Genomic DNA, 21,652 nt, shown 5'->3' with positions numbered 1-21,652 from the left:
ATCGCGGGGCTGTCGGCCGGGGCGGGCAGGCCGCGGACGGTAGTCGATCGCCGCTAGCCTGGGACCGACCGATGGCGCTCTCCGGCAAGACGATCTCGCGCGTCGCCGCGTTCGCGGACCGCACCGGCGTCGGCGAGTACGCCCGCGCCGCGCATCGCGTCGTGAGCCCGCTCGCGCGCCGCAACGCCCGCGACGATCAGCACCTGCGGCTCCTCCTCGCGCACTCGCTCGCGGTCGACGCGAACTGCGTCGACGTCGGCGCGCACTCCGGTGACGTCCTCGAGGAGATCCTCCGCGTCGCGCCCGAGGGCCACCACGTCGCGATCGAGCCGCTCCCCGCCCAGGCCGAGGATCTCCGCCGCCGCTTCCCGCAGGTCGACGTCCATCACGCCGCGCTCGCCGCCGAGCCGGGGACCGCGACGTTCACGGTCGTCACGTCGAACCCGCAGCTCAGCGGCCTCAGCGACCGCGGGTTCGCGGGCGAGGACACCGAGACGATCGAGGTGCCCGTCGAGCGCCTCGACGACATCGTCGATCCGGCGCGGCCGGTGTCGCTGCTCAAGGTCGACGTCGAGGGCGCCGAGCTCGGCGTCTTCCAGGGCGGCCTCGAGATGCTGCGCCGCGACCGCCCGACCGTCGTCTTCGAGCACGGCGTCGGCGGCAGCGACCACTTCGGCGTCACCTCCGGCGACGTCCACGACCTCCTCGTCGGCGAGGTCGGCCTGCGGATCTTCGACATCGACGGCGGCGGCCCGTACTCGCGCGCCGAGTTCGCCGCGCTCTTCACCGAGCCGATCTGGTTCTTCGTCGCCCACCGCTAGGGGTAGGGAGACCGTATGGAAGGTCCGCGTCACATCGGCCTCAACTGCCTCTACCTCGTCCCGGGCGAGGTCGGCGGCAGCGAGATCTACGCCCGCGAGCTCGTCGCCGCCCTCGGTCACGCGCGGCCCGACTGGCAGTTCACGGTCTTCTGCGGCGTCGAGGCGGCGCCGTCGCTCGAGGGCGCCGGCTGGCCGCACAACGTCGACGTCGCGCCGCTCGCCTTCAAGGCGCGCATCAAGCCGCTGCGGATCGCCGCCGAGATGACCGCGCTGCCGCGCGCGGCGCGCAAGGCGGGCGTCGATCTCCTCCACTCGCTCGGCACGACCGCGCCGATCCACGCCGGCGTCCCGAGCGTCGTCACGATCCTCGACCTCATCTACGAGGCGTTCCCCGACACGTTCCCCAAGCCCGCGCTCATGGGCCTGCGGGCGGTCGTCGGCCCGGCCGCCCGCCGCGCCGACCGCGTCATCACGATCAGCGAGGCGGTGAAGCGCGACGTCGTCGACAAGCTCGGCGTCCCCGCCGAGCGCGTCGACGCCGTCCTCCTCGGCCGCGGCATGCGCGACGAGCCCGCGCCGACCGACGAGACGATCCTCCGCGAGCGCCTGCGCATCGGCGACGGCCGCGTCGTCCTCTGCGTCTCGGCCGCCCTCGTCCACAAGAACCTGCCGCGCCTCCTCGAGGCGTTCGCCTCCCTCTCCCGCGCGCCGGGCTTCGAGGACACGAAGCTCGTCCTCGTCGGCCACGCCGGCCTCGAGCAGGACCGCCTGCGCCACCGCGTGAGCGACCTCGACCTCCGCGAGCGCGTCGTCATGACCGGCTGGATCGAGGCCGCCGAGCTCGAGGGCCTCTACCGCATGGCCGCCTGCTGCGCCTACCCGTCGCTCTACGAGGGCTTCGGCATGCCGGTCCTCGAGGCGATGGTCCGCGGCGTCCCGCTCGCCTGCTCGAACGCGACCTCGCTCCCCGAGGTCGCCGGCGACGCCGCCGTCCTCTTCGACCCCTACGACACCGAGGCGATCCGCGCCGCGATCGAGCGCATCCTCGCCGACGACCACCTCGCCGCGAAGCTCCGCGAGGACGGCCGCGCCCGCGCCGCCGAGTTCACCTGGGAGCGCTGCGCCGAGGGCGTCGTCGAGGTGTACGAGCGGGTGCTGGGCGGCTGAGCGACGGCTGCCTATCGGCGGCGCGTCACCCGCTGGCTCCGCGTCACCGCGCGGAAGTCGCCGTGCGACGTGACCCGCGCGCGCACGGTCGCCCGCGACGCGCGGCGCAGGATCGGCCCGAGCCGCAGGCGCGCCGACCAGGCGCCGGTCCTGCGGTCGAACCGCACCGACATCGGCCGCGTGAACGTCCGGCCCGACCGACCGCGTGCCGCCGGCACGACGAGCCGCGTGCTGATCCGCAGCCGCGACCGGTCGATGCGCGCGTCGACGCGGCCCCGGGCGACGATCGTCCGTGTGCCGCGACGGGCCCGCACGATGCGCAGCCGCGGCGACCGGGAACGGGTGGTCGCCGACGCGTCCGCGGTGTCGCCGGTCGAGCCGCTCGGTGGCGCAGGCGGGGTCGCGGGCGCGGGCCCCGCGGGCGGGGCGGCGCCCGCCGGGGGAGCGGTCGGCGTCGGCTCCGGGTGGTGGAGGACGACGCTCGCCGGCGGGCCGGTCGTCCCCGTCGCGTCGACGGCACGCACGGTCGCCGTCCAGCGCCCGGGCGTCGGCGTCCACACCGGCGTGAGCCGCTGGTCGCCGAGGTCCTTCGTCTCGCAGCGGCCGGCGGGGTCGCACACGTCGAGGAGGTAGTGCTCGGGCGACGTCGCCTGGGCGTCCGCCCTCCACCCGACCTGCCACGACGTCGGCCCGCCGCTCGCGCCCAGCCCGTCGACCGCGGGCGGTGCGACGGTGTCGGCGAGGAGTCGCAGCTCCGCGACGCGTGTCGCATCGACGTTGCCGGCCGCGTCGCGCAGCCACACCCGCAGCCGGTGGGCTCCGTCGTCGGGGAGCTCGACCGCGAGCTCCTCTCCGGGTGCGGTGGTCCGCGTCGGCGTGCAGGTGCCCGTCACCTCCGCGCAGGTCGTCGAGAGGACGGCGGCGATCGGCGCCGCCTCGTCAGCGGCGGGCGTCACCGCGACGGAGAAGTCTCGCGCCGCCTGCCACGTCCCGGGACTCGGCGCTGCGACGAGCGACGGGGCCGGCGGCGGGGTGTTGTCGACGCGCAGCGTGCGGGTGATCGTCGCGCTCTCGCCGCCGGCGTCGCGCGCACGGACCTCGACGTTCCGCTCTCCGTCGGGCAGCAGCGACGTCGCGAGGGTGAGCGTGGGCGAGGCGGAGAGCGGGCAGGGGACCGGGCGCGTCGCGTCGCACGCGAACGTCGCGCTCGCCCGTGTCGCCGAGCCCTCGCGGAGCTCGACGGCCAGGAGGCCGCCGCCGGCGTCGGAGGCCGTCACCGGCACAGTCACCTCGCCGCGCACCCAGCCGTCCGGCGTCTCGGCGCCGACGCGCGGCGGCGTCGGATCGGCGAGGGTCACCGTCGCGCTGTAGAGCGAGGCCCAGCCCTCGTGGAGGAACGCGCCCCCTCCGCACTCCTCTCCCGGGTAGAGCGCGGTGCAGGCGAGCTCGAAGCGCACCGAGGCGGCGGACAGCCCGCCGATGTCCTTGAGGAAGCCGGGGTAGGGATTGCCGAACGAGCAGAAGGAGCGGTTGAGAGGGCAGCGCTCGCCGGGGACGGGCGTGCCGGCGACGACGAGGCGCGGGTCCCAGTTGCCGCCGCGCCGTCCCCCGTAGCGGCGGTAGCGCAGCCGCGTGATCGTCGTGCCCGCCGGGGCCGTGAACTGCCAGCCGCCGCGGGTGCCGTCGGGTGCGCTCGTCGAGAGGCCGAGGACGTCGGCGGCCCAGAGGCCGTCCTCGATCGCCGCCGTCGACTCGCTCGGCGAGCCGGCCTGGGCGGGGCACTCGTCGCCGACCGCGATGTAGAGGTACTGGGTCGAGAAGTACGACCACGCGTTGTTCGCCTCGCCGGGGGCGCCCGTGCAGGCGACGACGTCGTAGCTGCCGGCCGCCGCGTCCTGCGCGAGGGCGAGCGCGAGCGCGACGGCGAGGAGGGCGATGCGCCTCATCGCGACCTCACCCTCAGCGTCGCGCGGGGGCCGGTCGCCGGAGCGACGTAGCGCAGGCGGACGCGGGCGGGGCGGCGGCCCCGGACGCTGAAGCGCCGGGCGCGGTGGCGGGTCCTGCGGTAGGTGGTCATCGTGCTCGTGCGGGTCCGCCGGCGGCGCTGGTGCTCGACCTCGACGACGCCTCCGGCCGGGCGGTTGAGAAGTGTGACGCGCAGCCGGCCGCCGCGGAAGCGCACCCGTGCCCGCGGGCGAGCGACGCGTCGCCGCGGATCGGCGTGGGCGCCGGCCGGCGAGGGGCCGGCGGCGGCCGGCACGAGCGCCGGTGGCGCGGCGGCGGGCGCGGCCGGGGGCGGGAGGCGGATCGCCGCGGAGGCGAGCAGCGTGGCGACGTCGAGGACGCCGTCGGGGCGCCGGGCGCCGAGGAGGAGGCGCTCGAGGTCGTCGCGGCCGAGCTCGGGGCGGTAGGCGGCGACCGCGGCGGCGAGCGCGCTCACCTGCGCGGTCGCCGCGCTCGTCCCCGCGAGGGCGTCGGCCGTCGGGGCGAGGCCGTGCGGGGTCGCCGCGTCGAGTCCGCAGCCGGGGGCGGCGATCGCTCCGGGATGGGAGAACGCGCACGGCCCGCCTGCCGAGTCCGCCGCTGCGACCGGGAGGACGCCGGTGCGGTTGGCATAGCCGCCGATCGCCGCAGGGAGGTTGCCGGCCGCCGCGACGACGAGGATGCCCCGGTCGCGGAGGGAAACGATGGAGTTCTCGATCTCGATGATCGCCGGATCGCCCTCCTCGATCGCCTGCCCGCCGATCGAGAGCGAGACGACGCGGATGTCGTCGAGCGTCGCGCGTTCGCGGCACGCCCTCAGCCCACGATCGACGTCCCCGCCCCGGAAGACGTCCGGCGAGGCGTCACGCGTCGCGCGGATGCTCGTGATCCGGACCGCGCCGTTCCCGGCGGCACCGATTGTGCCGACCCCGTTTCCGCCGAGCGCGGTCGCGAGCATCGCCATCGACGTGCCGTGCCCAGCGTGCGAGACGTCGTCGGGGGTCTCCCCGTCGATGCCCTCGCGATGGCCGACGAAGGGGGCGATGTCGGCGTTCGGCGTGACCCCGGTGTCGACGAGGCAGAGGCCGGCCGGTCGCGCGGGAGGCGGCGCGAACGGCAGCCAGTCGTTCGCCATCGCGACGTGCTGACGGGTCGGCCACGGCGACTCCGCGGCGCGCGCCTCCGTGGCGAGCAGGCCGCAGGCCGCCGCGACGACCACGAGGGTCGCCACGACGGCGTGGGGGCGGCGGGCTCGCTGCATCTACCCGACGCGCACCGTGCTGCGGCGCGTGCTGCTCGTGCCCACCGCGAACGGATAGGAGTCCGTGGGGAGCGTCCGGGCTCGGAACCGGTACCGGCCGACTGAGCGCGCCCCGAAGCGGTACCGCACCCGGAAGCGGCCCTTGCGATCGACGCGCAGCGTCGTGATCGAGCGCCACGCACCGCGGTAGTGGACCTGGAACTCGACGAGCTTCTCCCGCGTGTTGGTGCGGCCGCCGTGCAGCCGGCCGCGGAAGAGGACCGAGCCGCCGCGCCGCAGCTTGCGCCGCGTCGCGCGGAAGGAGACGAGGGCCTTCACCTTCTGCGTCGCCGTCACCGTCGCCGAGTTGACGCCGTCCGTCGCCCGGATGACGACCGTGCGGCTCGGACCGCGCGGGACCCTCACCCGCCAGCTGCCGTCGATGGCGCTCACGGTCCGGCTGAGCTCGCGCGTGCGCTTCCCGACCGTCTCGGTCGCGACGACCGGGATCCCCGCGAGCGGCGCGCCCGTCGCGCTCGTGAGCCGGCCCTTCAGCGTGAAGCTCGACTTCCGCCAGCTCGAGCGGCGGCGCACCTGCTCCGAGGAGTCGCGACCGAGGCGCAGCACCGGGACCACGGTCGCGGGCGCCGCGGCCGGGGCGCTCGCCGCGACCGGCGGGGAGGCCGGCGCGGACTGCGGCACAGGACGCGGGAACGTCGCATCGAACGGGGCCTCGTCACGCGTGTCCGGCGTGCCGTCGTTGTCGTCGTCGGCGTCGGCGCAGTTCGGGATGCCGTCGCCGTCGTGGTCCTGCGCCGGGCCGGTGCCCCTGCCGGTCGGGATCTCGGGGCACGCGGGTTCCGGAGCGGGAGCCGGCGCGCCGGCCGGCGCCGGCTCGACGATCGCCCCGTCGGCGAACGGCCCCGACGTGGTCGCGCTGATGCGCGTCGTCGTGCCGCCCTCGTCGGTCGCCGTCACCTCGCAGAGGACCTTCTTCCCGACGTCGCCGTCGACCGGCGTGTAGGACGAGTCGGTCGCCCCGTCGATCGGCACGGCACCAGAGCCGTCCGGATTGCTCCGATACCACCGGTGCGCCACCTGCGGCGTCTGGCCGGTGAGCCCGGAGATCGCACAGGCGAGGCGCTCACCCACGCGCGCCGCACGGCCGAGCACCTCCGGGCCGGAGAACGTCGGCGGGAGGTTGTCCACGAGGATCGGCCAGGTCGCCGTCTGCGCCGCGTTGACGTCGGTCGCGTCGGTCACCCGCACCGCGACCGTGTGGTGGCCGTCGGGGAGCGTCGCCGTGTCGAACGCGATCGTCTCGCTCACGTTCGGCTTGCAGGGCGCCTTCACCGTGAAGGGCAGGGTGCACGCGCCGCCGTTCTTGTCGATCTCCACCGCCGGACGCGCGGCCCCGTCGATGATGAGGGCGCGCCGGAACACGCCGCCGCCGGCGTCGCTCGCCCCGATGACGAGCTCGCGGTGCCGCGCCGTCGTCGTCTCCGACGTGAGCGAGCCGCTGCGCTCGGTGATGACCGGGTCGTGGACGTCCTCGAGGCTCACCCGGATGCCGCGCAGCGCCGCGTTCACGGAACCCGCCGGACAGCCGTTCGCGCCGGTGCAGACGACGCGGAACGCGACGCTCTGCGCCCGGCCGGCGTCGTAGGCGGCGGGCCCGTCGGCGACCGCGCAGCCGCCGAGCTGGACGCACTGCTCGACGACGCGGCCGTCCGCGAGCAGCTGCGCATAGGAGTCGCCGTAGCCGGCCGCGTGCGACGGCCCGGCCTGGAGGAGGCGACGGCTCGCGGCGAGCCCGTCGATCGACGTGTGGGGCGGGGCCGAGAACGTCCACGATGCCGCGTCGCCGGCGACGTGCGCGTGGTTCTCGTCGAGGCTTGCGACGAGCATCCCGCCCGACGCGCAGCCGTCCGCCACCGAGACGTAGGTGCCCGCGTACGACGGCGTCCAGCCGGCGACACCGGGCTGCATCCCGTTGCACTGCTCGACCGCGTAGAGCGCGCCGTGCGACGGGGCGGCACCCACGCCCAGGACCCCTGTCGCGACCGCGGCCGCCACCGCGGCGACACGTCCTCCTCGCCCCACCCGAATCCTCCAGCCTTCCGTGTGCATCGTCGTCTCCTGTCCGTGCGCCGGTCCGTTCGGCGCGTCCTGCCCCTTGTTGAGTGCGACCAGTCGCCGGCTGCGGAAAACGTGGTGGCTCACGGGAGGAACTCCTCGCCCCCGCCCCTGCCGCCGGTCGGCGGCGCATCCGCCGGCCCGAGGTCGGCCGGCGCGGGAGGCGCGCTCGCGACGGGGGCGGTCGGCGCCGCTGCCTGCGGCGCGGACGTGCTCGCCCGAGGCGCCGGGGCGCGGCTCGGGGCAGGAGGCGGGACCACCTCGCCGAGTGCGGCGACCTCGCGTCGCGGCGCGGGCTTCGACGTCGCACGCGGCGGCGCCGGCGGACGTCGCTTCGCCGTCGTGCGCGGCCGCTGGGGCGGCGTCGTCGGCGAGGTCTCGCGAGGAGGCGTCGAGGGCGGCCTCGCGGCCGGAGCCGCCGCCCGCTCGGCCATCCTCGGGCTTCGAGCGGGGCGCTCCTCCGGCGCGAGCGCCGCCGTCCCCGCCCCCGCGACCGCGACCGTGCCGAGGACCGCGACGCCGACCTTCGTCGTCACCGCCGCGCTGCCTCCGCCGAGCGCGGCGAGGGTCCCGGTGACGACCTCGACGCGACCGCCGCCTCCGAGCCCGGGCAGGAGATCGAGCATGCGGTCGAGGACGCCCGCCGACTCTCCCGCGCTCACCGCGACGACAGGCACGGGAAGGACCGCCCCCGCGAGGCGGCCCGACCCGCGGACGAGGCGCGCGTGGCCCCGGCGGCAGGCGGGACAGGCGTCGAGATGGGCCCGCGCCCGACGCAGGGTGCCCTCGTCGTCCGCGCCGGCGACGGCCCGGGCGATGTCCGCCCTCCGGCGGCCGCACCACACGCCATCGGCGTGGAGGGACGCGAAGAGCTCGAGCTTGCGGTCGGCGGCGTCGAGCGCCTGCTCGACCGCGTGGCGGCTCACGCCGAGCCGCGTCGCAGTCTCGCTCACCGAGAGGTCCTCGCCGGTGACGAGCCGCCATGCCGCCGCCTCGCGCGGCGCGAGAGCGGCGAGGAAGTCCTCGACGATCGCGAGCATCTGCGCGCCCGCGACGCGGTCTTCGACGCCGGGCGCGTCGTCGTCGACGAGCAGGTCGAGCAGCCCGGGGTCGGGCTCGGGCCCGCGTCGCCGGCGGCGCCGGAAGCGGTCGAGCGCGCGCATCTCCATGCCCCGCCAGATCGACGCGTCGACGTGGTCGGGGGACTCGTAGCGCTCGTGGCGTCGCACGACGATCTCCGACGTCTCGTCGAAGAGGTCATCGACCTCGTGTGGAGGGAGCCCTGCGAAGCGCGGGTGGGCCCGCGCCGTCGCGATCATCCGCTCGCGTGCGGCGACGACCATCGTCGCGATCTCGTCGGCGCTGAACGCCGAGCCCGTGCTCCCGTGCGCGGGCGTCACTGCCATCGATGCGTCCCTGCTCCTTCGCCCGCCTCCCCCGAGGCGGGTCCGCTGACCGAGCGGGCGATGGTAGGGAGCGCGGGAAAGCGGTGCAAGGGATCCTGCAGGCGTCTCGTCACGTCCTCCATGAGGCTGGACGCATCCGGGTTCTCCCCCCGCGTGTCCGTCGGGACCGCTCTCCCGCGGCGTCGCGGCGTCGCGTCGCGAGGCGCTCAGCGATCACCGGACCGCTGGACGACGACCTCGGCGCGACGGATGTGCCGAGGCGCCCGTCCAGCGGCAGGTTCAGCCCGCCGCGACGCCCCGCAGTGCCGCCCGCAGCCCCTGCTCGACCTGCGCGCTCGCGCCGTCCCACGTCCGCCCGGCGACGAGCTCGACGCCCGCTCGCGAGCGGTCGGCGCGCTCGACGATGTCGTCGAGGAGGCGCTCGACGGCGTCGGCGATCGAGAGCGGGTCGACGCCGGCGAGGACGATCGGGCCGTCGTCGCCGAACGTCGTGCGCATCGAGTCGGTCGCGAGGTCGACGACGGAGAGGCCGCAGGCGAGCATCTCGGTCGGGACGAGCGACGGGTTCGTGAGCGAGAGGACGAGGCCGACGGTCGCGCTCGCGTAGGCGTGGGCGAGCTTGTCGGGCGCCATGACGCCGAGGTGGCGGTGGGGGAACGGCGTCTGCAGCTCGCGGCCGTCGCCGAAGAGCGCGATCTCGACCTGCGGCCGGCGGCGGTGCAGCTCCTCGAGCGCGAGGACGCCGAGGGGGACCGCGCGGCGCGGCGTGCTCGCGCGGGCATAGAAGAGGACGAGGTCGTCGCGGCGGTGGGTCGGCAGCGGGTGGTAGCTGGCGTGGTCGACGCCGAGGTCGAACGACGAGACGCTCGCGCCGTGCTCGCGGGCGACGAGGTCGGCGAGCCACGGCGAGGCGCAGATCGCGTGGAGGCCCTGGCGGTAGGTCCACTGCGCCCACTCGCGCTCGATCGAGGTCGCGTAGAACTCGGGCTCGTGGTCCTGGACGAGGTAGGCGCGGGCCTTCGCGCCCTCGAGCCGCAGGACCGCGGGCACGGTCTGCCAGCCGGTCGCGACGACGACGTCCGCGCCGGGGAACGCGTCGCGGCGCAGGCGGCGCATCGGCGCCTCCATCGGCCCGAAGAACTCGCGGAACTGCGACTGCAGGTCGGCGTCGGTCGCGCCGTCGTGCAGGCCCTCCTCGTCGATGAGCCAGAGGCCGATCGCGTGTCCCCGCGCCTCGAGGCCGCGGACGAGGTCGGTGATCGTCTTGTGGCCGCCCGAGCCGCGGCGGAACTGGGGGACGACGACCGCGACGTCGAGCCGGTCGGCCTCGGCGCGGTCGGCGGCGCTGGGCGCGAGGTCCGCCGCGCCGCTGCGCAGCGCCGCGAGCATCGCGGGCGGCATCCGCAGCGGCCGCGGTCCGCGGTCGCCGCCCCGCATCCGGCGGGGGATCGGGCTCATCGGTCGGCGACGGCGAGCAGCTGGCGGTAGCGCATGACCGTCCCGAAGACGCGCGAGATCGCGTCGAAGACGGGCCGCGGGAGGCGCGGGAAGAGCTTGTCGTTGTGGTAGGGCTGCAGGTAGGTGAAGGCGCGCACCTCGCGGGGGCGGAAGCCCGCCTCCTGCAGGAGGTTCGAGAAGAGCTGCGGCGTCCACGTGAAGAGGTGGTGGTCCGGGTTCTGCGGGTCGACCTTGCGCTGCGTGCGCCAGTCGTCGATCGGCAGGCCCATGACGAGCGTCCCGCCCGGCTTGAGGATGCGGTGCAGCTCCTTCAGCTCGGCGAACGGGTCGAGCGAGTGCTCGAGCGCGTGGTTCGACACGACGACGTCCGCGTGGGCGTCGGCGATCTCGGCCGGCGAGGGGACGGTCGTGATCCCGATCTCCTGCGCGACGCGCCGCGCGGCCGGGTTGGGCTCGATGCCGAGCTTGTCGCCCGCCTCGAGGACCTTCAGCAGCCAGCCGGTGCCGCAGCCGAAGTCGACGACCGCGTCGGTCGGGCGGATGTGCGGCTGGAAGCGCGGGGCGGCGATCCGGGCGGCCGTCTCGGCGCCGGAGAGCTGGTAGGCGAAGTACTCCTCGCCGGCCTCGGACGTGTACTGGTCGGAGACCGTCGAGCCGGGGTCGGGCATGCGGGGGAGGATAGGCGGGGCGGGTGAGGACCATTGTGCTACGGTGACGCACATGCGAACGGTCGGCGTGCGTGAGCTGCGTCAGAACCTCTCCCGCTATCTCGTCGAGGTGAAGCAGGGCGAGACGTTCGCCGTCACGGAGCGCGGCCGCGAGGTCGCCAGGCTCTCGCCGTCGGGGCCGACGGACTCTCCGCTCGGGCGGCTCGCCGCCGGGCGCGGCGCGACGCTGCCGTCTGCGGACCTGCTCGAGGTGACCGAGAACGCGCGTCCCGCCGGTGGGCCGGCGTCCGGGGAGATCCTCGACGAGATCCGCGACGATCGCCCGTGAGCGGCCTCGCGTACCTCGACACGTCGGCGTTCATCAAGCTTCCGCTCGCCGAACCGCCCCACGCCGAGCTGCGTGAGGCGCTCCGGGAGTATGCCGGATATGTCGCGAGCGAACTGCTCGTCACCGAGGCGACCCGTGTCGGGCTCCGTCACGAGGCGCCCGTGCGCGCGGCGATCGAGGACGCGCTGCGCGGCATCGCGACGCTGCCCATCGACAGCGCGGTCCTCCGCCAGGCCGGCGCCCTTCCGCCGACGGGGATGCGCACGCTCGACGCGATCCATCTCGCGACGGCGCTCTCGGTCCGTGACGACATCGACGCCGTCGTCACCTACGACGTCCGGCTCGCGGAGGCGGCGCGGGCGCAGGGTCTGACGGTGGAGTCGCCGGGCGCCTCAGACTCCGGGTGAACGGACCTCGAGCCCTGCGCGATGTCCGGCGGCGGCCTGGTCGCGATCGTAGGTGTACAGGGCGACATCCGACACCGGCAGGGTCGCCGCGGTCGCGATGTGGATCGCGTCGAGAGCCCGCTGCGGCGGCGTCCACTCGGAGGTCGCGCGGGTGCGGACCTCGGGCGAGAACGTGATGACGTCGATGCGCGCGAGGAGCTGGGCGGCTCTCGCGACGCCGTCGCGCAGCGGTGCCCGTCGCGCGACGCACATCAGCTCGACTTCGAGGATCTCGCTCGATCGGATCTCTCGCAGCTCGGCGAGGAGGCGCGCGGACTGCGGCTCGGCGGTGACGAGCTTCACCGCGGCGGAAGCATCGAGGTAGGCGAGCGGCGCGCTCACCGCTCGCCGCGGACCCATTCGAGGGCCCGCGTGCCCTCGTCGTTCACCGGGCCGTCGAGCAGGGCGTCGGCCCAGGGAAGGTCGCGTGCGGCGGTGTGCGCGGGACGGACGCCTGGTCGCGCGAGGAGGTCGCGGCGGGCGCGCTCCTCGGTGGCGAGGTGCCGAGCGCCCTCGAGAGCGAGCGCGCGCAGTCGCCCGGCGTCGCTCGTCTGCGGAAGCGCGTCGCGGGCGCGATCCAGGGCGGCGGCGAGTTCCGCGTCGCAGGTGACGTTGATGCGTCGGTGACGCGTTGGCACACCGGAAGTGTAACCCCGCGCCGGGGTCAGCCCGTCGCCTGTGCCGCCGCCAGCCGCAGCCGCATCGCCTCGCGCAGGCCCGCCTCGACCTGGCTCGCCGCGAGGTCCCACGTGCGGCCGCGGACGAACTCGAGGCCGGCCGCCGACCGGCGCTCCCACTCCTCACGATCGGTGAGGAGACGCTCGATCGCGTCGGCGAGCGCGATCGGGTCGAACGCGCTGAGCGCGACCGGGCCGTCGTCGCCGAAGACGCCCTCGGCGCTGATGCCCGCGAGGTCGACGCAGGGCAGCCCGCAGGCGAGCATCTCCTGCGGGATGAGCGAGTAGTTCGTGAGCGAGAGGACGAGGCCGACCGTGGCCTGCGCGTAGACCGCGGCGAGCTCGTGCGGGTCGCGGACGCCGAGGTGCTCGTAGTCGACGGGGACGTCGATCTCCTTCGTCCCGCCGAAGCTGATGACCCGCAGGTCGTGCCCGCGGTCGCGCAGCTCCTGGAGCGCGAGGAGGGCGAGCGGGACGGCGCGCCGCGGCGTCTCGCTGCGGCCGTAGAGGACGATCGTGCGCGGCTCGCGCTCGACGTCGAGCGGGCGGTAGACGTCGTGGTCGACGCCGAACTCGAAGAGCGACGTCGTGCCGCCGTAGCGGTCGCGGACGATGTCCTGCAGCCACGGCGAGCCGCAGATCGCGTGCATCCCGAGGCCGTAGGTCGTCTCGGCCCACCGCGCCTCGACCGACGTCGCGTAGAACTCGGACTCGTGGTCGTGGACGAGGTAGGCCCGCGCGCGACAGTCCGGCAGGAGCATCACCGGGTACGCGGTCTGCCAGCCCGTCGCGACCGCGACGTCGGCGCCGTGCCAGTCGCCGAAGCCGCGGTGGACGGGCCCCTCGATCGGCGCGAACCACTCGCGGATGTCGCGGCGCACGCGCGCCCCTCGCTCGTGGGCGCGGTGGCCGTGCTCGTCGTGGATCCAGTAGGAGACCGAGTGCCCGAGCCGCTCGAGTCGGCTCATGACCTGGAAGATCGAGTTGTGCCCGCCGGACCCGCGGTCGAACGGCGGGATGACGCACGCGATGTGGAGCGGCCGGTCGGCGTCCTGGCCGGAGAGCGGGGGCACGAGCGGTGCCGCGCCCTCCTTCGCGAAGCGACGCACGGAGTCGTAGACGAGCGGGCCGGTCGCGGCGGGGATCGGCTTGCCGGTCGGCACCGACGGGACCGCGGGCGTCGTCGAGTCGGCCGTCGCGCGCTCGGCGGCGACCGGCCCGGGGTCCGCGGCGCCGACCGTCCCCTCGAGCGAGATCGCCCGCTGGACCGGTGCGGGGAGCGAGTGCGCGCGCGAGCCGAGCGCCCCGAACAGCTTGCGCGACGAGTGGTGGACGGCGGACCGGGCCGTCCAGCGGGCGAGGTCGCCGCGGCCGTAGTCGTGCGCGCGCATCCACGCGCGGTCGCCGGCGACGAGGTCGCGGACCGTGCGGACGGTCGACCGGCCGCCGACGTGCTCGACGTGGCCGATCGTCTCGCGCAGCCCGCGGTACTCGTCGAAGTAGCGGCGCGCGAAGGCGACCGGCGGGTAGTCGTGGGCGTGGAGGACCGCCATCCGCGGGTGGTAGGCCTTCGCCCATCCCGCCTCGAGCATCGCCCGTGCGAACCCCTGGTCCTCCGAGTAGGGGACGTCGGGGAAGCGCACCTGCTCCCAGCAGTCGCGCCGGTAGGCGGCGTTGACGTTCGAGAGGAAGGGCTCGCCGCCCTTGCGCTGGACGGCGGGGCCGCCGTCGGGGCCGGGCGGGTCGGCGTGCCCGGCGAAGAACGCGTCGAGCTCGCGGGCGATTATCGGCGACGTGTCGGGGCGCGCCCGGTGCGGGCCGTAGACGGCGCCGACGTCGTCGCCGAGGTCGAAGGCCTCGAGCATCGCGGCGAGCCAGCTGGGCTCGGGCGTCGCGTCCTGGGTGAGGTAGGCGACGACGTCGCCGCCGGTCTCCTCGGCGCCGAGGTTGCGCGTCCGCCCGTGGCCGAAGGTCGCCGGGTCGATCTCGAGGACGCGGACGCCGTCGGCCGCGCGCGAGCGGGCGATCGCCACGCTGTCGTCGGCCGAGCCGGAGTCGATGACGAGGACGTCGAGCGCGATCCCGTCGCAGGCCGGGTCGTCGCGCTGCGCCAAGACGGCGTCGAGCAGCTCGGGCAGGTAGCGGGCGCCGTCCTTCACGGGGACGACGACGGAGACGCTGCGGGGCATCAGCGCGTCCCGCGCAGCTTGCGCACCGCGATGCGGACGGCGCGGACGGCGTTGCGCAGGGACCGCACGGCCTCGAGGGCGGGGACGGCGCCGGGCTTCGCCATCAGCCGGTCGAGGTCGAGCTGCCAGCGCTCGAGCCAGTAGAGCTTCTCCTGCGAGCGGGCGACGAGCGCGTTCGTCGCCGCGTCGCGGCGGGTGAGCTCGTCCTCGAGCTCGGCGACGCGGGCGCGCAGCGCGGCGATCTCCTCGTCGCGGGTGTCGGTCTGCTCGGCGGCCACGAGGGCGAGGGTATCCGTCAGCAGTCGGCGAGTGCGTCGAGCGCGCGGCAGATGCGGCGGTGGTCGGCGAGTCGACCGAGGCGCGACGTGAGGAAGCTCCGGCGGATCGGCTGGATGTTGTCGACAGTCGCGACACAGGCGACGGGGAGGCCCTCCGTCTCGCCGAGCGGGACCTCGGTCGGAATGTCGCGGACGGTGCGCGTCACCGGTGCGACGACGATCCACGTGAGCACGGGGATCGCGTCGCTCCGCGTGACGACGAGCACGGGCCGGCGCTTGTCCTCCGCCTCCGCCCACCAGACGTCGCCTTGCAGGGGCGTCACCACGGCTCGTCGGCGATCATCGCGCGGGTCGCCTCGTCCGCCCACCCGATCTCGTTCGGGGACTGGGGCAGGCGGCGGTATCCGTCCACGATCGCGGCGCCCGTGCGCGCGCGTCGCTCTGCGTCGATGAGCAGCTCGAGGCCGCGCCGGACTCCGTCTGAGCGACTGTCGAGGCGACCCTCGGCGACGAGCTCGTCGACCCGACGGGCGAGCTCGTCCGGGAGGCGGACCACGACCTGTGCCATGCATCGAGCATAGCGCGACGCATTGCAGGTCTCCACCGGTCTCGGACCTGCTCTCTGGCACCCTTCTCGGCGCCATGCGCTTCTCCGTCATCCCGACCCGCCTCGTCGGCCCGCTCCTCATCGAGCCGAAGGTCTTCCCCGACGAGCGCGGGTTCTTCTGCGAGACCTACCGCGAGAACGAGCTCGCCGAGCTCGGCGTCGCCGACCGCTTCGTGCAGGACAACCACTCCCGGTCGGCCTACGGGGTCGTCCGCGGCATGCACTTCCAGATCGGCGCCGGCGCCGCCAAGCTCGTCCGCTGCGGCCGGGGGACGATCGTCGACGTCGTCGTCGACCTGCGCCGCTCTTCGCCCACCTATGGCGAGTGGGAGGCGCACGAGCTCTCGGACGAGACGATGCGCACGCTCTACGTCCCCGTCGGCTTCGGCCACGGCTTCTGCGTGACGAGCGAGATCGCCGACGTCCTCTACAAGCAGTCGAACTACTACTCCGGCGACGTCGAGCGCGGGATCTCCTTCCTCGACCCCGCGATCGGCATCGAGTGGCCGATCCCGGAGAGCGACCGCATCTTCAGCGACCGCGACGCGAACGCCGCGACGCTCGCCGAGTTCGCCGCGAGCGGCGAGCTGCCGGACTGGTAGCCGGGCGCCTAGAGGTTCTCGGCGATCCGCGGACTCGCGCGGCGGAAGACGACGACGCCGGCGACGAAGGCGACCGCGACGATCCCGCCCGGGATGAGGAGCATCTCCGGCCCGCCGAGGATCGTCGACGCGGTGGGCGCCGTCGGGTCGACGATCGCGTGCCGGATCTGCGCGAAGCACGCCGACAGCGGGTTGTAGAGGAACTCCGACCGCCACTCCTCGGGGACGAGCGTCGCGACGTAGAGCGTCGAGGAGGCGTAGAAGAGGATCTGGGTGACGACTTCCCAGATCGGCTGCACGTCGCGGTAGCGGACGTAGAGGGTCGAGAGGAGCATCCCGAGCCCCGTCGCGAAGATCGTGATGATGAGGATGACGAGCGGCAGCTGGAGCCAGCTCACGTCCGGGTAGATGCCGTTCCCGAACGCGAAGATGAGGACGGCGATGAGCGTCGTGCCGAGGTTGAGGAGCCCGGTGAGCGCGACGCTCAGCGGGATGACGATCGGCTCGAAGTGCATCTTCCGCAGCAGGTTCTCGCGGAAGACGAGCGCCTGGACCGACGATGTCGTCACCTCGGCGAAGAACTGGAAGAGGACGATCGCGAAGAGGATGTAGACCCCGTAGTTCTTCACGTTCTCGTCGAGCCCGATGATCTGGGTGAAGACGACGTAGATGACGCCGAAGAAGGCGAACGGGCGGATGAGGGTCCACAGGACGCCGAGCATCGACCCGTAGAACCGCAGGCGCCAGTCGGTGATCGCGAGCGTCCACGTGAGGTTCGCGATGCGGCGCAGCTCGGCGCCGCGGCCCTGCGGGAGATCGAAGTCCTCGTGGTCGTCGAGGAGGCGCTCGTCGCGCTCGGCGAGGGTCATCAGCGCTCGACCGCCACGGTGTTCGGGATGTCGACGACCGCGCCGGTCGCCCGCGTCGCGTGGACGTAGAGCGACGTGAGGTCCTCGCGGAGGTCCATCGCGTTCGCGCCGGAGCCGGGCCGCGCGACGGACGGCGTGAGCTTGTAGTGCGACGGGGCGAGCCAATTCGCGAGCGAGAAGCGCACCGTCACCTCCTCGCCGGAGGCGAAGGAGCCGGTCGAGCCGACGCCCGCCCACTCCGTCGTCGAGGCGAACGCGGTGTGTCCCGCCTCGTTGCGGAGCGTCACGCCGACGATCGGATCGGCGATGTCGGCGTAGAACTTCACGCGGACGCAGATGTCCATCGGGTTCGTCTGCGCGAGCTGCGTGACGGGCTCGCCGGCCGACTCGAACCACGCGTCGAGGATCTCGCACTCCGCCTGGTCGCCGTAGCGACCCGACTCGGTCACCTCGTGCGTGAGCCGGCCGAAGTTGAGCTCGTTGTACTCACGGGCGATCTCGCGCGGCTCGCCGATGTGGAGGATCTCGCCGCGCTCGAGGAGCATCGCCCGATCGCAGAAGCGCTCGGTCGCCGCCATGTCGTGCGTGACGAAGACGATCGTCTTGCCCTCCTTGCGCAGGCGCGTGAACTCCTCGAAGCACTTCTGCTGGAAGGCGGCGTCGCCGACGGCGAGCACCTCGTCGACGAGGAGGATCGGCGCGTCCACCTGGATCGCGGTCGCGAACCCGAGCCGCACCGACATGCCCGACGAGTAGTTCTTGAGCTTGAGGTCGACGAACTCCTCGAGCTCGGCGAACTCGATGACCTGGTCGAACGCGCGCTTCGCCTCGCGCCGGCTGAGGCCCATCATCACCGCGTTGATGACGACGTTGTCGCGGGCCGTGAGGTCCGGGTTGAAGCCGACCCCCAGCTCGATGAACGGCGAGAGGCGACCGTGGACGTCGATGTGACCGCTGTCGGGCTTGTAGATCCCGGCGAGGCACTTGAGCAGCGTGCTCTTCCCGGACCCGTTGCGGCCGACGATCCCGAAGAACTCGCCGCGGCGGACCGTGAGGCTCACGTCTTGGAGCGCGTGGAACTCGTCGTAGGTCGTCGAGCGCCACGGGTGGAGCACCCGCTCCTTGAGCGTGTGGTACTGCTGGTGGGGGAGCCGGAACGTCTTGCGCACGTGGTCGACCTCGACCGCGGGGGGCGCCGCGTCGAGTGCCGCCCGTCGAGCGCGTTCCGGATGCTCAGCGAGCCGCGTCACGCCGAGACACGGTAGCCGTTGCCTGCCGATATCGTGGCGCCCGCACCCGACGAAGGACGTGAACGAATGTCCGTGCTGAGGCGCCTGGGCAGGGCGGTCAACCTCCCGATCCGGCGCATCCTCGACCACCGCTTCCATGACATCGCCCACCGGGTGCAGCTCACGCGAGGCGACGTCGCGGAGGTCGACGAGCACGTCGGACGCCTCGACGCGCACCTCGACGGGGTCGTCGCGAAGGTCGACCAGCGCCTCCAGGAGTCGCTCGCCCTGCAGGTGGAGAGCCTCGCGCTCGTCGGCCAGGAGCTGCGGACGGCGACCGATGAGGTCTCCTCGATCACGGCGGACGTCTCGTCGGTCGCCACCGGCGTCGCGCAGATCCGGGAGCACCTCACGCAGCTCACCCGGGACGAGCACCACCGCTACTACGTGGAGCGCCTCGCGCAGCTCAGCGGCACCGGGCAGCTCGACGATCTCGACCAGGACGCAGCCGACCTCGTCAACTACGCCCTCAGCCATCGCGGCTACTCCGCCCAGGCGGGTCTCTGGCTGAACCCCCCGGTCGTCGTCAACCACCGCAAGGGCGCCGTCGAGGTCTCGACCGTCAACGAGCGCATCGTCGAGGTGCCGTTCGCGATGCGCGCGCTCGCCCCGCTGAACCCGGGCGCGCGCGTCCTCGACTTCGGAAGCTCCGAGAGCACCGTGGCGCTCTCGCTCGCCTCGCTCGGCTTCGAGGTGACGGCGCTGGACCTCTCGCGCTACCCGTTCACGCACCCGAACCTCACCGCCGTGCGGTCCGCGCTCGAGAGCTGGGAGTGCGCGCCCGGCGCCTTCGACGGAGCACTCGTCATCTCGACGGTCGAGCACGTCGGGCTCGGCTGGTACGGCGAGGACCCCAGCAGCTACGACGACGTGCAGGCGATGGCGCGCATCCGCGCGCTGGTGCGCCCCGGCGGCGTCGTCGTCCTCACCGTCCCCTACGGCACGGCAGAGGTCACCGAGGTGCAGCGCGTGTACGACCGCGAGGGCGTCGACCGGCTCCTCGAGGGCCTCGAGGTCACCGAGAGGATCGTCGTGGAGGAGACGGGCGGACGCTGGGTGCCGGCGGAGGAGTCGACCGCGCACGCCGTCGCGCTCGTGAGCGCCCGCGTCCCGGACGCATGACCCTTCCCGGCGGCGCGGTCTGGCTCGACGCCCAAGGGGCGCAGAACCGCACGCACTTCGATCGCGGGATCCCGCGGTACGTGCGTGACCACGCCCTCGCCCTCACGCGGGTGGCGCCCGAGGCCCTCGCCGCCGTCGGACTCAACCCGGACCTCCCGCTCACCGCGAACTTCCAGCCGTTCGTCGGCTCGGGAGTCCTGCGCTGGGAGGGAGACGCGCGACCCGGGACGGTCCCGCGGATCTTCCACGCCATGTCGCCGTTCGAGCTGCAGACGCCGCTCGACGTCATCTGGCCGCAGTGGGCGCGCGGGACGGACGTCCGCACGGCGGTGACGCTCTACGACCTCATCCCGCTCGTCTTCCCCGACCACTACCTGCGCGCGCCGGAGATGCGGGCGCGCTACGAGGCTCGGGCCGAGTTCGTGCGCACGGTCGACCGCATCTTCGCGATCTCGCAGACGACCGCCGACGACGCCGTGCGGCTCCTCGGCGTCCCGGAGAGCCGCGTGACGGTCATCGACGCGGGCGTCACCGAGCACTTCGCGGAGGCCTTCGCCGACGCCGAGGAGGCACGGCACGTCATCGAGGCGTGCTTCCCCGAGATCCGCGGCGCGGGCACGTTCATGCTCTACGTCGCGGGCATCGAGTTCCGCAAGAACCTCGACCGGCTCATCGAGGCGCACGGCCGCACGTCCGAGGGCTTCCGGGACGCCCATCAGCTCGTCATCACGTGCCGGATGCGCGAGGTCGACGAGGAGCACCTCCGCGGCGTCGCGCGGCGCGCGGGCCTGCGCGACTCGGATCTCGTCCTCACGAACTACGTCACCGACACGGAGCTCGCCGCGCTCTACGCGACCTGCCGGCTCTTCGTCTTCGCGTCGTTCTACGAGGGGTCCGGCCTCCCCATCCTCGAGGCGATGTCCTGCGGCGCGCCCGTCGCGGCGTCCTCGACCTCGACGTCGCCGGAGATCCTCGGCGATCTCGAGGCGACGTTCGATCCCTACGAGCCGGACGACATGGCGCGCGTCCTCGAGCGCACCGCGAGCGACGACGAGGCTCTCGCGCGGCTGCGCGAGCGCTCGGCGCGGCGCGTCGGCGAGTACAGCTGGAAGCGCACCGCCGAGGAGACCGTCGAGGGGTACGAGGCCATGCTGCGTGGCGAGGGCCGCCGGCGCGCGCGGAAGCGGACGAGGATCGGGCTCCACACCCCGTGGCCGCCCGAGCGGTCGGGGATCGCGATGTACAACCGCAGGCTCGTCGCGGAGCTCGCCGAGCACGTCGACGTCGACGTCGTCGTCTCCGGCCCTGCCGACGGCTTCGAGCAGCCCGACCTGCCGGGCGTGCGCTACCTGCCCGCCCTTTCCGACGGACGCGTCGACGGGATCCGCGTCCACGACCGCGTCGTCTACTGCATGGGGAACTCGCACTTCCACCACGCGATCTACGCGGCGCTGCTGCGCCGCCCCGGCATCGTCGTCGCGCACGACGTCCGCCTCGGAGGGTTCTTCTCCACCTACGTCGAGAAGGAGCACCCCGAGGACCCGGACCTGAGGCTCGTCCACCGCTACGAGGACCAGTACGGCGGCCGCCTCGGCCTCGACCTCTACGCGCACCGCCCCGACCCGTGGCAGCAGTCCGACCTCGGCGTCTACCTCACCCAGGAGATGCAGCGTCACGCGGAGAGGGTCCTCGTGCACTCGCGCTACGCCGCCGACCTGATGCGTCTCGACGCCGTTCCCGAGCCACCCGCGCCGGTGAGCGTCGTCCCGTTCGCGTTCCCCGACGTGGGGCCCGCGACGGAGCGGCCGCTCGACCCCGAGGGCGGGACCGTCGTGAGCTTCGGGATCGTCTCCGAGGTGAAGATGTGGGACGTCCTGGTCGAGGCGCTCCTCCACGTCCGCCGTCGTCGTCCGCACGCGCGGCTCGTCTTCGCGGGCGGGGCGCCCGAGGACGAGCTGGCGCGACTCCGCGCCCGCGCCGAGGAGCTGGGCGTCGCCGACGCGGTCGACGTCCTGGGGCACGTCGACGACGAGACCTACCGCCGCCATCTCGTGACCGCGAACGTCGCGGTGCAGCTGCGCCGCATCCAGAACGGCGAGGCCTCCGCGGCGGTCGCCGATGCGCTCGCCGCCGGTGCGCCCACCGTCGTCACCGCCGAGGGCTGGGCGACCGAGCTGCCCGACGACGCCGTCGTGAAGGTCCCGCTCGACCTCAGCTCCCCCGTCCTCGCGGGCGCGATCCTCTCGGTCCTCGACGACCCGCAGCGGGCCGCGGCGATCGGCGAGGCGGCGCGGACCCTCGCCGCGGGCTCGAGCTTCTCCCGCGTCGCCGAGGCGTACCTCGAGATCCTCGGGGTCGGCTGAGGG

Annotated in this window: 21 protein-coding genes; 7 read left to right on the top strand and 14 right to left on the bottom strand. The window is 74.0% G+C overall.

What is annotated here, in order from left to right:
• The first annotated feature begins 71 nt into the window (after positions 1-71).
• Both ACME2J_RS00930 and ACME2J_RS00925 read left to right on the top strand, forming a co-directional pair.
• Positions 72-821, top strand: a complete 750-nt coding sequence (locus tag ACME2J_RS00930; RefSeq protein ID WP_495542978.1) for an FkbM family methyltransferase — start codon at positions 72-74, stop codon at positions 819-821.
• Positions 822-836: 15 nt separating this feature from the next.
• The gene (locus tag ACME2J_RS00925; RefSeq protein WP_495542977.1) at positions 837-1,988 is read left to right on the top strand and encodes a glycosyltransferase family 4 protein; all 1,152 of its coding nucleotides are present in this window, start codon (positions 837-839) and stop codon (positions 1,986-1,988) included.
• A gap of 11 nt (positions 1,989-1,999) precedes the next feature.
• On the opposite strand, the gene ACME2J_RS00920 is transcribed toward ACME2J_RS00925, so the two are convergent.
• The 6 genes from ACME2J_RS00920 to ACME2J_RS00895 all read right to left on the bottom strand — a co-directional run bounded on the left by ACME2J_RS00920 (position 2,000) and on the right by ACME2J_RS00895 (position 10,879).
• Positions 2,000-3,934: a hypothetical protein gene (locus ACME2J_RS00920; RefSeq protein ID WP_495542976.1), complete on the bottom strand. Its 1,935-nt coding sequence runs from the start codon at positions 3,932-3,934 to the stop codon at positions 2,000-2,002.
• Complete coding sequence (locus ACME2J_RS00915) at positions 3,931-5,232, bottom strand: S8 family serine peptidase (protein WP_495542975.1); 1,302 nt, start codon at positions 5,230-5,232, stop codon at positions 3,931-3,933. Before ACME2J_RS00915 ends, ACME2J_RS00920 begins: the two co-directional genes overlap by 4 nt.
• Complete coding sequence (locus ACME2J_RS00910; protein WP_495542974.1) at positions 5,233-7,254, bottom strand: hypothetical protein; 2,022 nt, start codon at positions 7,252-7,254, stop codon at positions 5,233-5,235. It abuts the gene before it with no gap.
• Between the two features lie 176 nt (positions 7,255-7,430).
• Positions 7,431-8,753 carry a sigma-70 RNA polymerase sigma factor region 4 domain-containing protein gene (locus ACME2J_RS00905; protein WP_495542973.1) on the bottom strand — a complete coding sequence of 441 codons (1,323 nt, stop codon included), beginning with the start codon at positions 8,751-8,753 and terminating at the stop codon, positions 7,431-7,433.
• Positions 8,754-9,032: 279 nt separating this feature from the next.
• A complete protein-coding gene (locus ACME2J_RS00900; RefSeq protein ID WP_495542972.1) occupies positions 9,033-10,211 on the bottom strand; it encodes a glycosyltransferase family 4 protein in 1,179 nt (392 codons plus the stop codon).
• Positions 10,208-10,879 carry a class I SAM-dependent methyltransferase gene (locus tag ACME2J_RS00895; protein WP_495542971.1) on the bottom strand — a complete coding sequence of 224 codons (672 nt, stop codon included), beginning with the start codon at positions 10,877-10,879 and terminating at the stop codon, positions 10,208-10,210. Before ACME2J_RS00895 ends, ACME2J_RS00900 begins: the two co-directional genes overlap by 4 nt.
• A gap of 52 nt (positions 10,880-10,931) precedes the next feature.
• Here ACME2J_RS00895 and ACME2J_RS00890 point away from each other — a divergent pair, with 52 nt between their 5' ends.
• Both ACME2J_RS00890 and ACME2J_RS00885 read left to right on the top strand, forming a co-directional pair.
• Complete coding sequence (locus ACME2J_RS00890) at positions 10,932-11,207, top strand: type II toxin-antitoxin system Phd/YefM family antitoxin (RefSeq protein WP_495542970.1); 276 nt, start codon at positions 10,932-10,934, stop codon at positions 11,205-11,207.
• Complete coding sequence (locus ACME2J_RS00885) at positions 11,204-11,614, top strand: type II toxin-antitoxin system VapC family toxin (protein ID WP_495542969.1); 411 nt, start codon at positions 11,204-11,206, stop codon at positions 11,612-11,614. Before ACME2J_RS00890 ends, ACME2J_RS00885 begins: the two co-directional genes overlap by 4 nt.
• On the opposite strand, the gene ACME2J_RS00880 is transcribed toward ACME2J_RS00885, so the two are convergent.
• The 6 genes from ACME2J_RS00880 to ACME2J_RS00855 are packed head-to-tail and all read right to left on the bottom strand — an operon-like array spanning position 11,600 to position 15,365.
• On the bottom strand, positions 11,600-11,995 hold the full coding sequence (locus tag ACME2J_RS00880; RefSeq protein WP_495542968.1) for a PIN domain-containing protein: 396 nt from the start codon (positions 11,993-11,995) through the stop codon (positions 11,600-11,602). The two genes, ACME2J_RS00885 and ACME2J_RS00880, sit on opposite strands and share 15 nt — an antisense overlap.
• Positions 11,992-12,291, bottom strand: coding sequence for a hypothetical protein (locus ACME2J_RS00875; protein WP_495542967.1), 300 nt, complete (start codon positions 12,289-12,291; stop codon positions 11,992-11,994). Before ACME2J_RS00875 ends, ACME2J_RS00880 begins: the two co-directional genes overlap by 4 nt.
• A 26-nt stretch (positions 12,292-12,317) precedes the next feature.
• Positions 12,318-14,519, bottom strand: a complete 2,202-nt coding sequence (locus tag ACME2J_RS00870) for a rhamnosyltransferase WsaF family glycosyltransferase (protein ID WP_495542966.1) — start codon at positions 14,517-14,519, stop codon at positions 12,318-12,320.
• Positions 14,519-14,797 (bottom strand): hypothetical protein, encoded by a 279-nt coding sequence (locus ACME2J_RS00865; protein ID WP_495542965.1) that lies wholly within the window; start codon positions 14,795-14,797, stop codon positions 14,519-14,521. Before ACME2J_RS00865 ends, ACME2J_RS00870 begins: the two co-directional genes overlap by 1 nt.
• Before the next feature lie 17 nt (positions 14,798-14,814).
• Positions 14,815-15,120, bottom strand: a complete 306-nt coding sequence (locus ACME2J_RS00860; protein WP_495542964.1) for a type II toxin-antitoxin system PemK/MazF family toxin — start codon at positions 15,118-15,120, stop codon at positions 14,815-14,817.
• Positions 15,117-15,365 (bottom strand): ribbon-helix-helix domain-containing protein, encoded by a 249-nt coding sequence (locus ACME2J_RS00855; protein ID WP_495542963.1) that lies wholly within the window; start codon positions 15,363-15,365, stop codon positions 15,117-15,119. The genes ACME2J_RS00860 and ACME2J_RS00855 overlap by 4 nt, the downstream gene beginning before the upstream one ends.
• 74 nt (positions 15,366-15,439) lie before the next feature.
• Here ACME2J_RS00855 and rfbC point away from each other — a divergent pair, with 74 nt between their 5' ends.
• Positions 15,440-16,006 carry a dTDP-4-dehydrorhamnose 3,5-epimerase gene (gene rfbC, locus ACME2J_RS00850; RefSeq protein ID WP_495542962.1) on the top strand — a complete coding sequence of 189 codons (567 nt, stop codon included), beginning with the start codon at positions 15,440-15,442 and terminating at the stop codon, positions 16,004-16,006.
• 8 nt (positions 16,007-16,014) lie between these two features.
• Here the strand turns inward: rfbC and ACME2J_RS00845 are convergent, their stop codons facing one another.
• Positions 16,015-16,875 carry an ABC transporter permease gene (locus ACME2J_RS00845; RefSeq protein WP_495542961.1) on the bottom strand — a complete coding sequence of 287 codons (861 nt, stop codon included), beginning with the start codon at positions 16,873-16,875 and terminating at the stop codon, positions 16,015-16,017.
• Positions 16,875-18,125, bottom strand: a complete 1,251-nt coding sequence (locus ACME2J_RS00840; RefSeq protein WP_495542960.1) for an ABC transporter ATP-binding protein — start codon at positions 18,123-18,125, stop codon at positions 16,875-16,877. The genes ACME2J_RS00845 and ACME2J_RS00840 overlap by 1 nt, the downstream gene beginning before the upstream one ends.
• A 66-nt stretch (positions 18,126-18,191) precedes the next feature.
• On the opposite strand from ACME2J_RS00840, the gene ACME2J_RS00835 reads away from it, so the two are divergent.
• Both ACME2J_RS00835 and ACME2J_RS00830 read left to right on the top strand, forming a co-directional pair.
• Positions 18,192-19,286, top strand: a complete 1,095-nt coding sequence (locus ACME2J_RS00835; protein WP_495542959.1) for a class I SAM-dependent methyltransferase — start codon at positions 18,192-18,194, stop codon at positions 19,284-19,286.
• Entirely contained in the window at positions 19,283-21,649 is a 2,367-nt protein-coding gene (locus tag ACME2J_RS00830) for a glycosyltransferase (RefSeq protein ID WP_495542958.1), read from the top strand. Before ACME2J_RS00835 ends, ACME2J_RS00830 begins: the two co-directional genes overlap by 4 nt.
• The last annotated feature ends 3 nt before the right edge of the window (positions 21,650-21,652 follow it).

Source organism: Paraconexibacter sp. (assembly GCF_059438195.1).
Note: the sequence above shows the minus strand (reverse complement) of the source record. Positions and strands in the feature narration are given on the sequence as shown.